This window comes from Mesorhizobium sp. P2_C7 (genome assembly GCF_056404515.1).
In genome coordinates this window covers 371113-382735 of the sequence record NZ_JBFUDW010000004.1, presented here as the reverse complement: position 1 = coordinate 382735, position 11623 = coordinate 371113, and the positions used below count along the sequence as shown (strand labels likewise).

The 11623-nt window shown below is 60.5% G+C and carries 10 protein-coding genes and 1 pseudogene; 5 read left to right on the top strand and 6 right to left on the bottom strand.

The window, feature by feature from the left end; genetic code table 11:
• Window positions 1–74 precede the first annotated feature (74 nt).
• A pseudogene (locus AC1D2G_RS11680) lies at window positions 75–844 on the bottom strand (alpha/beta fold hydrolase).
• A 303-nt stretch (window positions 845–1147) separates the two neighbouring features.
• On the opposite strand from AC1D2G_RS11680, the gene AC1D2G_RS11675 reads away from it, so the two are divergent.
• On the top strand, window positions 1148–1645 hold the full coding sequence (locus AC1D2G_RS11675) for a hypothetical protein (RefSeq protein ID WP_245330955.1): 498 nt from the start codon (window positions 1148–1150) through the stop codon (window positions 1643–1645).
• Window positions 1646–1941: 296 nt separating this feature from the next.
• Entirely contained in the window at window positions 1942–2103 is a 162-nt protein-coding gene (locus tag AC1D2G_RS11670) for a hypothetical protein (RefSeq protein WP_477414045.1), read from the top strand.
• Between the two features lie 255 nt (window positions 2104–2358).
• On the opposite strand, the gene AC1D2G_RS11665 is transcribed toward AC1D2G_RS11670, so the two are convergent.
• The 4 genes from AC1D2G_RS11665 to AC1D2G_RS11650 form a co-directional block, all read right to left on the bottom strand.
• A complete protein-coding gene (locus tag AC1D2G_RS11665) occupies window positions 2359–3078 on the bottom strand; it encodes a Crp/Fnr family transcriptional regulator (protein WP_477225773.1) in 720 nt (239 codons plus the stop codon).
• A gap of 183 nt (window positions 3079–3261) precedes the next feature.
• The gene (locus AC1D2G_RS11660) at window positions 3262–3543 is read right to left on the bottom strand and encodes a hypothetical protein (RefSeq protein ID WP_477414044.1); all 282 of its coding nucleotides are present in this window, start codon (window positions 3541–3543) and stop codon (window positions 3262–3264) included.
• 332 nt (window positions 3544–3875) lie between these two features.
• Entirely contained in the window at window positions 3876–6182 is a 2307-nt protein-coding gene (locus tag AC1D2G_RS11655; protein WP_477414042.1) for an AGE family epimerase/isomerase, read from the bottom strand.
• Window positions 6183–6209: 27 nt separating this feature from the next.
• On the bottom strand, window positions 6210–7730 hold the full coding sequence (locus tag AC1D2G_RS11650; RefSeq protein WP_477414040.1) for a phosphomannomutase/phosphoglucomutase: 1521 nt from the start codon (window positions 7728–7730) through the stop codon (window positions 6210–6212).
• 217 nt (window positions 7731–7947) lie between these two features.
• On the opposite strand from AC1D2G_RS11650, the gene AC1D2G_RS11645 reads away from it, so the two are divergent.
• The 3 genes from AC1D2G_RS11645 (at window position 7948) to AC1D2G_RS11635 (ending at window position 11289) form a co-directional block, all read left to right on the top strand.
• Window positions 7948–8283, top strand: coding sequence for a hypothetical protein (locus AC1D2G_RS11645; RefSeq protein ID WP_457154860.1), 336 nt, complete (start codon window positions 7948–7950; stop codon window positions 8281–8283).
• Between the two features lie 206 nt (window positions 8284–8489).
• Window positions 8490–10373: a GumC family protein gene (locus tag AC1D2G_RS11640; RefSeq protein WP_477225776.1), complete on the top strand. Its 1884-nt coding sequence runs from the start codon at window positions 8490–8492 to the stop codon at window positions 10371–10373.
• 121 nt (window positions 10374–10494) lie between these two features.
• Window positions 10495–11289, top strand: coding sequence for a sugar transferase (locus AC1D2G_RS11635; protein WP_457155505.1), 795 nt, complete (start codon window positions 10495–10497; stop codon window positions 11287–11289).
• Window positions 11290–11301: 12 nt separating this feature from the next.
• Here the strand turns inward: AC1D2G_RS11635 and AC1D2G_RS11630 are convergent, their stop codons facing one another.
• Window positions 11302–11538 carry a hypothetical protein gene (locus AC1D2G_RS11630; protein ID WP_477225777.1) on the bottom strand — a complete coding sequence of 79 codons (237 nt, stop codon included), beginning with the start codon at window positions 11536–11538 and terminating at the stop codon, window positions 11302–11304.
• Between the last annotated feature and the right edge of the window lie 85 nt (window positions 11539–11623).

The window sequence follows — 11623 nt, the reverse complement described above, 5'->3', positions numbered from 1 at the left end:
CGGACCTTATGGCTGGGGCAGGCGTGTTCGCCCTCCATCAGTTTCCCCGCCCCAGCCGACTTCGCCTAGCTGAGCTACCCGGCGGCTTGCGAGATGAGCTGGGCGATCTCTTGCGGGTGAGAGATCAGCGACAAATGGCTTGCCTTCACCTCGATGGTCTTTGCGTTCATGCGCTTTGCCATGAAGCGCTCGAGATCCGGGTTGATCGTTCGATCCTCGGTCGAGACGGCATACCAGCTTGGCTTCGAGCGCCACGCCGCTTGCGTCGTCTTTCCGGTGAAAAGCTGGTCCGAGATCGGCCCCTGGACGGCATAGAGGATGCGCGCCTTCTCGTGAGCAATGTCGCCGGCGAAATCCCTCAGGAAAGCCTCCTCGCTGAGCTTGCCATAGCCTTCGGACCAGATAAGGCCAGCGGAGGCAGGCGGCGCCGCAAAGGTCTTGGCAAGCGCCGTGTAGTCTTCGCCCGCGTCCGGTGCGCGCGCCGCGACATAGACGAGCGAGGAAACCTTGGGATCCATGCCCGCCTCGGTGATGATCATGCCGGCAAAGGAATGCCCGACAAGTATCGTCGGTCCATCCTGGAGCGCGATCGCTCGCCGCGTTGCATCGACGCCCGCCTCCAGCGTGGTCAGCGGGTGCTGGACGACGGTTGCCCTGAAGCCGGCCTGCTGCAGGATGCCAACCACTTCCGACCAGCACGAGCCATCCGCATAAGCGCCATGGACCAGCACGACATTGCGGGCCTTGGGGCCTGTCTGCGCTTGCGACTTGTGGGAGCCGGCCAACAGGCCCGTCGCCACCCCGGCGACAAGTGCGGTGGAGAAGTACGCCGATTTATCATGATCGTGAATTCCTTGGGCGGTTGGCAGATGGGGATCTGGTTTGTGCCGAAACTTCGGCCGAGACGAGTCGCAAGCGCTTTGTGCGGCGCTCACGTCCAATCTTCGCAGCCCACTGCGCCTTCATTACAGACGTCACCGCTTCGTGATCGCCTGCCACGGGCTGCCTCCTTCAGGAATGCATTGTCCCCGCGACTATCCACAGGTTCGCCCGGCTATTTCGATGCGTGGGGCGGTGGCGTAGAATGACATATAATTCGGCGGGTCTGTAGCCCGCCGATGGCTTGGGAACGAGGCGGAGAGCTTGAATGCGGAACACGATGCTGGGCTTCACGGCACTTATCCTGGCCGCGTGCCAATCGGCTCCTGAAGCGCCGCAATCGGCCGCTCCTGAACCTGCGGCCATTGCTCCCCTATCTACCTTGGATCCCGCCGCTGCTGCTCCTGGTTCGGCCACAATGGATCAATCCACAACGATCACCCCGCCAGCGAAGGGCGTTCCTGCAAAGTACGCCGCATTCTCGGGCATGTGGGCTGGACGGTTGGAGGGGACGTCCGAAGCCAAAGTCGCTGTGCAGACGATTTCTCCCAGAGGCGATGTGACGGCCACCGTTGCGTGGGGCAATCTGGGCGACAACAGTCCCGGAGAGGCAGCCGGCGCTGGAAGAATTTCGGGGAATACTTTGAAGCTCAAGCGCCTCCCGAATGGCGCGGACGTCAGTCTTGTGATGCTGCCCGAAGGAACCTTGGCCGGAACCGTTGCGCTTGCCGGCCAGACCTACACGGGCCCGTTCATCAAGCAATGATCACAGAACCATCCAACCGGCCGCATTGATTGCGGATCGTCTTCCGGTTCCTCGCGGACTGTTCAAGCGTTCCGATGGTCACCGTGAAGGGCGCAACAGACGCCATCGTCGTGTCACATGCCTTCTTCCCGCGGCTTGATGAGAGCGGCCCGGCATCCCTTCTGTTGGGATGAGCTAGGACACCGGGCCTAACCGACAGAATGCCTGTGAGGAACAATGCCGCCGGCTGGATAATTTATGCGCCTCCGCTAATGTAAAGTGAAGCCATCCGAACGAGGGAACGCAACGGTCCGGCAATGATCGACAAACCGGTGACGACCTGCATCGCGAGCGTGTTCGAGAAGCCTCGCTGGCGTACCGTTTTGACGACGAAGGACGAGGCGAAGGCCTTTGATCTCGCCAGGGAGATCGGAGACGAGGTGCGGACCGAAGAGATCACGCCAAGAAGCGAAAACTGAAAATGGCCGGCACCTGTTGGGCGGGGGGCCTGGTTGGGGTAAAGGCGCCGGCCAGGCGGAACAGGTCCGCCACCCGAATAATCTAACAGACGGACCGCTGGCGCCTATGGTGTTATCGCGGAAGCAGGGCCGGACACTGGTGGACCCCGCAGTGGGGTGCCGCCGACGCACATGGCGGCTTGGTGCCCGCTATCCCTGACACTTGCGTTCTCGACGGGAGACTTCGAGGGACCAGGCGTCGTATGCCGATACGCCCTAGCTTTCGATATATTCGTGCTCGAATCCAGCAAACTTCGTCAGGCCCGGTTGATCGAGCACGCGCACCTGGCCCTGGCGGAACTCGAGAAACTTGCGCTCGCGCAGTTCCCGCAGCATTCGATTGACATGAATCGGAGTGAGGCCGAGAGCGTCGGCGAGATCGTACTGGGTGAGAGGGCATTCAAAGCTGTTCTGGGTAACAGAGCCGGTCCGTTCCAGACGCGCCTTCAGTTCGAGGAAGAGATGCGCTGTCCGCGCCAAGGCGCTGCGTCGTCCTACATTGGTGAGATGTTGAGCGAGAACCGCTCCGTTGTGCACGAGGGTTTCGAGAACAAGGGAGAAGAGATGGGGCGATTGCATGGCGGCAAGGGTAAATGTCTTGGTCGAAGCCACCAGCACCGTAAGTTCGGTTTGAGCCACGAACGTTTCAAGAGCGCTGCCCGAGTACGATTGAGGCAGGACGATATCGCCTCTCAGTGCAAAATCCAGGATCTGTCGCTGCCCGCCGGCGAGTTCATGGGATCTACAGCCCCAGCCCGACTCGACTATGAACATGCGATCGCTGTCCTCGCCCTGATTGACGATGACCGTCTCCGCCAGATAGCGCTTCGGCGTGAATCCCAACGTCTTGATAAGCGCCGCATCGTCGTCGTTAAGTCCGACATACGATGGACGATTTTCATTCCCGCGCGAAAAAGGATGTGAAGCGTACGTCATCTATAGCCCCGCCCAATGCCCCAAAATACCTCCCTCTGATGGAATGTACATCAAATTTGATGTGATGAGTATCCGTTGATGGCAAACTATCGATCGGTGTAGCGACGGCGCTTTTCGATGAAAATGCGCAGGTTCCACCGACTCGCCGCCGGCACGCTACGAAATTGGCACGTGGCGGCAGGACTAGGTTTTGTTTCTCTTGAAACTTTCCCGCATGGAGTCGACGATTTCGCTGGCAATGAGGCAGCTGCGATTGTCGACCTGATCGGCGGCATTTCGTAACGTCGTCGACGCGTCCTTCAGCAATCCTCTGATCTCGGCCGCTGACAACAGCTCGGATGCTTCGAGTTCCAGCAGCACGGATTCACTCACGTGCAGCGCGGCAAGCGCCACCGCTCTCGGCCTGGTAGCAAGCAGTTTTAGAAGGTCACCGCTGGGCCTGGCACGCGCTTTTTTTTTTGCCATAGTTGCGTCTCAACCGTTCGGACATGAAGGTTCATAGGCTCAAAATTACAACGCCTCGACGAGTTAGCCGCAACTCCAAGATCGGAAGAGGTCGCCCAATGCCTCTCTTTGAGGCATCCTGTAAGCATACTATCCCGGTTTGCAGCCACGACACAGAGGCATGGGATACCGAATTAGCCGTAGTTACTACCTCCCTACCACCTCTGGGCTACCGTGGTTACAAGCAGACGCAGGAGAAAGCATAGCTGCTCTTAGCCTCTTTGGATTGGCGTCGCTTTGGTTCGCCGTACACGACCACAGTGGCACGAACATCGTATCCCAGGATCGGCGCATTAGCGGCGGCTGAGGACCTGCTTCAGACCTGGCTTGCCCACGTCCAAAGCTGGACGCGGGAAAGGCTCGACCTGTCCACCGGTCTTGTCCAGATACTGCATCAACGCCGTCACCAGATGGTAGAAGATGCTTGCCGGGACTTCCGTCGCTACTGATCTTCCGCGCTCGTCGATCCTGTCGACCCACAAGCCAAGCGGTGCGGGATCGATATGCCATCTGAACAGGCGCGCGACACGAGCTTCGATCTCGGGTTTCAGATCAGGCCCGCCAATGCCGTCCAGGGCGGCGGCTGCCTTGACGGCTTCGCATTGCGGCCAGCTGCGGGAGAACCGGTCGAGAGGCATTCCCTGCCGCGATACGGCCGCGTAGGCCAGACCTGTGGCTCGGTTCAATCCACTGGCGACCGCCGATGAATAGAGCTTCCTGGCGTAGGCGACCAGGTCTTTTTGCCCGCTCGCCCGCGCGAACTCGACAAGGAGCGAGGCCCATTCGAAATGATGCCCTGGTTCGGTCCATTGTCCTTTGTCTCCCGGCAAGGGCAGCCAATCGACGTCGAAATATTCCCCAAGCGTCCAGCTTTCCTGGTCGAAGAAATGGCACCGGAAGAGATCGATGACGCGTGCCGCCCGACGCAGATAGGCGCGGTCGCCGGTGACGCCGTACCAGGCAAGAAAGGATTCCAGCATGTGCATGTGCGGGTTCGAAAACCGTGCCCCGTTGGAGCCGGGGCTCTCGAGGAACCCGCTCAGGCTGTCGTCCTCGAGATGGGTGTCGACGAAATGAAATGTCTGTTGTGCAAGCCGCAGGGCGTCCTGATGGCCGCATCGATGAGCATGAGCCAGCGCCAGGAGCACGCAGGAATGATCGTAGGCGTCCTCGGTCGGGTCAGCCACGCTGCCGTTGGCATTGAGCGTGCGCACCCAGCCGCCGCGGTCGGTGCGGCCGTATTTCGCGATGAAGTCGATACCGTGGTCGATGAGTTTGTCGGCCGGTCCAGTCCAGCCGCGTTCCTTGGCCACCGCGAAAGCATAGATCTGGCGAGCCATCGTCCGCATGCGCTTGGGTTTGCCCAACGGCCTTCCATCGAAGCCGAGAGCCTCGTGGAAGCCGCCATGCACATCGTCGACACCGGCGGTGGACCACAGTGGCAGGGTTTCTTCGAAGAGCCAGTGTTCGACACGCTTGCGCCATGAGCCGCTGATGATGACCCGGTCTTCCGAGGCGGTGAATTTCGTTTCGAGGCGTCCGCTCTTCTCCAGCTGTTCGACGACTTTCTTCACGTGCTGGCTGTGGCTGACCGGGGCGACGAACACCGCGTCCGGCGTCGCCACTATTGCTACATCCTTCATTCCGACGACGGTCAGCAGCCTGCCCTGGCTTCTGAGGTAGGAGTTGCCGCAATCCATGGCGACGATGTCGCCCATGACGACGTTGCCGTCGCCGTCGGTCGGGCTGGCTTCCAGCAGCGATTGCCAAGATCCAAGGTCGTTCCAGCGGAAGGAAGCCGTGACCATCGCGATGTCGCCCGCATGCTCCATGATCGCGTAGTCGATCGACGTCGAGGGGACAGCCAGGTAGAAGCCCTGTGGCAGGTACAGACCCGAGACCTCGGTCCGCGCTGTCTTGTAGGCCCGTTCCGCAGTCTCCCAGATGTCCGGCTGGAAATCGAGAAAGGCCTGCCGCATGGCGTCGGCACGGAAAAGGAAGATGCCGGCGTTCCAGTAGAATCGTCCCGACGCCAGGTATTGGCGGGCCGTCTCGGCGTCTGGCTTTTCGACAAAACGCGAAACGGAGGCTACTCGGTCACCATTTGCCGTGGCCTCGATGTAGCCATATCCGGTTTCGGGATGCGTCGGCTTGATGCCGAACACGATGATACTTCCTGCATCGGCGGCAGGCACGCCCGCCTCGACGGTTTCCCAGAATTGCGCTTCCGTCGATATCTGATGGTCGGACGGGACCACCAGCACAAGCGTGTCGGCGCCATGTTCGGAGATCGTCTGCAGGGTGGCTATGGCGACCGCGGCGGCGGTATTGCGGCCGACCGGCTCGAAGATCGGTCTGCCGCCGTTCAGGCCGAGCGGAGCAATGTCCGAGATGACGCGGTCGGCATGCCGTTCGGACGCTATCAGGTAGATCGGCGTCTCACCGTCCGGCCGCGCCTTGAGGCGTCGAACAGTCTTCGCAAGCATGGAGCCGTCGCCCGAAAGGTCGTGGAATTGCTTGGGATTGTCTTCGCGCGAAAGCGGCCACAGCCGTGAGCCGACGCCCCCGCTCATGACGAAACTTACGATCCGGTCCGGCATGGTCCAATTCCTCTCAGCCAATACCCATCAGAATGTCTGGTTGTAGGCTCCGACCTCTGGATTGCGGCGCAGCACGGCATCGAGAGCCTCGAACATCTCGCGACGTCGTTCCGACGAGACGGGGCTTTCCACCACGACGACAATCTCCGGTTTGTTCGACGAAGCCCTGACCAGACCCCATGTGCCGTCCTGGGCAACCACACGCACCCCATTCACGGTGACGAGATTGGCCAGCGGCTGGCCGGCGAACTCGATCCCGTCCCCCTTCATTTTCGTGAATTCCCCGACAACTTTCGCGACCACGCCGTATTTCACCTCGTCCGGACAGTGGGGCGACATGGTCGGGGTGCCGAAGGTCAGCGGCAGATCGTGGTAAAGGTCGGCGAGTGTCTTACCCGGGTTGCGGTCGAGCATCTCGCAGACGGCGATCGCGGTGAGGAGCCCGTCGTCGTAGCCGCGTCCAATCGGCGGGTTGAAGAAGAAATGCCCCGACTTCTCGAAACCAGCGATGGCATTGAGTTCGGCAACGCGCCTCTTGATGTAGGAGTGCCCGGTCTTCCAGTAATCCGTCCTTGCACCGTTCCGCAGGAGGACGGGATCCGTCATGAAAAGGCCCGTCGACTTGACGTCCACGACGAAGGCGGATTTCGGATGCAGGCCGGAGATGTCCCGCGCCAGCATGACGCCAACCTTGTCCGCGAAAATCTCGTTGCCTTCGTTGTCGACCACGCCGCAGCGGTCGCCGTCGCCGTCGAAGCCGAGCCCGACATCGGCACCCGTCTCCAGAACCTTGTCCCGGATCGCGTGCAGCATCTGCATGTCTTCGGGATTGGGGTTGTAACGCGGAAACGTGTGGTCGAGCTCGACGTCCAGCGGGATGACTTCGCAGCCGATGCCTTCCAGAACCTGCGGTGCAAAAGCACCGGCGGTTCCGTTGCCGCAGGCCGCCACCACCTTCAGCTTTCGACCGAGGTTCCTTCCTGCAGTCAGGTCTTCGATGTATCTCTCGCGAAATCCGGACACGAATTCATAGCTTCCCCCGCCTATGAGATCGAAATCGCCGTCCAGCACGACCGCTTTCAAAGCGGTCATCTCATCAGGCCCGAATGTCAGAGGCCTCTGCGCTCCCATCTTCACGCCGGTCCAGCCGTTCTCGTTGTGGGAGGCCGTCACCATGGCCACCGACGGAGCGTCGAGCGCGAACTGGGCGAAATAAGCGGTGGGAGAAAGTGCCAGGCCGATGTCCTTGACGCGCGCGCCGGCCGCCATCAGGCCGGAGACCAGCGCCATCTTGATCGCCATGGAATAGCTGCGGAAATCATGGCCAGTGACGATGTCCGGGCCAACACCCATTCGGCGGATCAGGGTGCCGAGCCCCATGCCGATCGCCTGCACGCCCATCAGATTGAGTTCGGGTTCTTTGTCCGAACCTGGCTGCCCGAACCACCAGCGCGCGTCGTATTCCCGGAAGCCAGTGGCTTTGACCAGGGCGCTGGTTTCGAAGGCGAATGTGTTTGGCCTGGCTTGGCCGACTATGGTCACGGTCACGGTTTCCGCTCAGCAGTTACAGGCGAATAGTCCTAGCACGCTGCCGGACGCAGCCCCCTTCATGAATTCGAGTAGCCCTAACGCGCTGGTTTGCACCCCCTCATCCAATAGGAGCATGACCGCCGATGGCCGAAAGGATGTCTCGTCCAGGCAATGAGGTCTTGTATTCTATAAGGTGCGTCCTGCTCGGGCGCCGACGAGAAAGGTGGGCTGCAAGATGCCGCTGACCGCATTCAAGTACCCGTTCCGCGAGGATGTCGACGAAAGGCGGTTCGGTCGCCTGGCTCGGCTTCTTGAGCTCATTCAAGTGGAAATCGAAAGGGAATCCGCGGCACTGCGTCCGTCCGTGGAAAGGATGACGGACTGCGCCGCGTTCGCTTTGGAGGCCATGGAAAATGGCGAGAGCCCCGAATGCATATCCGAGCGGATCGATTCCCTTGCGCGCGACCTGGCACTCAGCCGCGGACGGCAGGCCTTGCTGGAACAGCAGAAGTCTTTTGTCGACAGGACCAGAGCAGGGCTGCCGGGCATTCTCCCTTCCCATAGGGCGTAGGTCCCTACGCCAATTGGCGGCGTTTAACCTTCCCTGACGCAGGCGTAGTCTTTTCGCGGCAAGTCTGGGATCGAGGGGCCTCAGCTTTCAATGAAAACATCGGCTGAATGTCATCGACCGCCAGCATGGGGACCGCCTGCATGGGAACCGCCTGCATGGGGACGGCGTGCGCGCAGGATTTCCCGCACGCCTGCAGGAGAATTTGAATGAACCGCATGTTTCCCAATCAATGGCCTCCGGCAGCGGACCAGCAGGCTTCCGTCAGTCAGGAGTTTATTGGCCTCTCCGACATAACCGAATTTCTGCGGCACTACGTTGGAACCATCTTCGCCTGCCTTGCTGCGGCTCTCTTGGTGGCCGGGTTCTACAATTCGACCACCGACCCAACTTTCATCGCCAGCGCGCAGATTCTGATCGAGCCGAAATTGCCACAACACTTGCAGGAGGGTGGCGAAGTAGATCTGTCGTTGGACACCGCCCAGGTGGAAAGCCAGATAGCAGTGATGCAGTCGGAAAAGATCGCCGCGATGGTCCTCGACCAGTTGAAACTCGTCGACGACCCCCAGTTCAACCGTCCGCAGACTCCGACTTTGCGGGAGAGATTCAAGAAGATAGGATCAGTCCTGCTCGATGCTTCCGAGCTTAGGAAGAGCGCCTGGCTGACGTCGCTTGCGCAGCATTTTGGCCAAGGCGTGCCTGAAACACCCGTGACGCTGACCGATTACCAAAAGTCCCGGCGCAGCATGTTGATTTTCCGCAACGGCCTCGACGTCCGCAGAGTCGGCGTTTCCTACGCGATAGACATATCCTTCACCTCTCTCGATGCCGAAGGTGCAGCCAAGGTTGCGAACGCCACGGCCGATGCCTTCGTGCGTGAGCAGATCGAAACCAAGGCCGACGCGGCAAGGGAAGGCGGCGCGTGGCTCGAGATGCGCCTTAAGCAACTGCGCACCCAGATGAACGAGGCCATGGCGAAGGCGCAAGAGTTCCGGTCACGGCACGACTACAGCGTCGGCGGTGAAGCCACGGACGAAGGTGGGGCGAACGCAGTGCCGACGCTCGAAGAACTCGAGGTGACTGCTGAAACCTACCAGAAGATGTACGAGAGCTTCCTGCAGGCCTACACCAACTCGGTAAGCCAGCAGTCGTACCCGGTCGCCGACGCAAGGGTGATCACAGCTGCGACGGCGCCGCTCTATCCGAGCACTCCAAGGCCGAAGCTGATGCTGGCCTTCGCGGCGGTTGCCGGCCTCATTTTCGGCATCGGACTTTCGTTTGTGAGGCATACGTTCGACTGGACCATCAGGTCAGCACGACTCATCCGGGAGAATTTGGGTGTCGAATGCGTCGGAGAGCTGCCGCCCACCACCAAGAGAAGGGAATCCGGCCACCTCGACGAAGTCGCAAGATATCCGCACTCCAGATACAGCCACAGTCTCAGGAAAGTGCGAACCGAAATCAGCCTTGCGGAAACCAGCCGCCCGATCAAGTTGCTTGGGCTGACGGCTGTATCCAACGACAGTTCGAAGAGCTCAGTCGCCAGCAATCTTGCCACGCTGTATTCGATGTCCGGGCTGAAGACGCTGGTAATTGACGCCGACATCAGGCGACCGACACTGACTACGCGGCTGCTCGGCCCGTCGGGCGCCCTCGACAAACCGTGCCAGGACCCCGTCCGGCTTAATATCGTCCGCGCTCCTGGGCGGCCGTTCGACTTGCTTCCAAGTTCGGTGGTGGATGCCAGGCACCTGCTGTCACCAAGCAACATGGAGGCGTTCCTCCTGGATCTGACCGCTCGCGACCTTGCCGCCTACGAACTTGCTGCCTACGACATTGTCATCCTGGACCTGCCGACGCTTGCCTCGGGAGCCGACGAACTGATTGTCGGATCCGTCCTGGATGGCGTCGTCGTCGTTGCCCAGTGGGGCAAGACACATGTCCAAACGCTGCGGGAACTCGTCAGGACGCTGCAGGCCAGCAGGACGCCCATCCTGGGCGTGCTCCTGACGAAGGCCCGCGCGATGAAGTCCAAGCCCCGCATGAAACTGGTGGCGAGACATTCCTCCCTCGGAGGTCGCAAAAGCGTGTAGGGGGATCATTCCTTGGGATTAGGGGGTAGCCCTGGAGCGTCACGCTACCTCCTTTGCCTTTCTTGCCGACAAGCCCCGACCTTGGAAGAGTGATCGGAACAATTCGAACAGCAACCGTCCCATGTCAACAAACACCTTCGAGTCGCATCAGGGAACCCCGATCTGGGTTCAGCCGCCTCTTCCCGTGGCGGCTGACAGCCGAACGGCAGTCCTGCACGTTGTTCCTGCGCCCGACCACAACAGTGCCGGGGCAGTATTGACAGACCTGTCGCCCGCCATCAGGACGGGAACGACGAACCCTCCCATCGGAGGTCTCCTGAAGCGGCTCATGGATCTGGTCATAGCGGGCACGGCGCTTGTCATGGCTGCGCCTGTGATGATCGTCGTTGCCCTGCTGATCAGGATCACGGCAGGAGGCCCGGCAGTGTTCTCGCACAGCCGTATCGGGTTCGGCGGAAAGCCATTCGATTGCTATAAGTTCCGCTCGATGGTTGCCAATTCGGAAGAAGTTCTGAAAGCATATCTCGAAGCCAACCCGCATGTCTGCAAGGAGTGGGAAGAGACCCACAAGATCAGGAACGACCCTCGCGTCACGCTGCTTGGGTGGATGCTGCGTAAGTCGAGCCTCGACGAACTCCCCCAGCTCTTCAACATCATCCGTGGCGACATGAGCTGCGTGGGCCCAAGGCCCATCGTAAAGGACGAACTCATACGCTACGGCGACCACCTGGGGGAATACCTTCGGACAAGGCCGGGACTCACCGGTCTCTGGCAGGTGAGCGGAAGAAGCAGCATGGACTACGCCAACCGCGTGGCGCTCGACAGCCAGTATGTGCGGAACTGGTCGATCTGGCTCGACATCGTGATCTTGTTCAGGACGATTTTCGCAGTGATGCGCTTCGACAGGGCTGCCTGAAGTCCCGACCGCTCACCCTTCCGTCCGCTTCCAGTGGACGGACAGCGACAGGCCGACGATGTAGGCGCAAGCCAATACGAATGCCAGGATCAGGAATTTGGTGACGGTCACATGGCCGGGCAACCCAAGGCCATTCCAGGCAAAGCTTCCGATCACAAGCAGTGCGGTAGCCGCGATCAGGGCGGGAGCCTTGAACCGCAGTCCCAACAGAACGCCCCCCGCCGATACAGCCACGACACTCATGAGCACCGAAATCTCCAGTGATACCCGCAGCACTGATCGACTCACTGCGGCAGGGAAGGTTTCGTCAGCGTGTGCTCACTGATATGCGGCC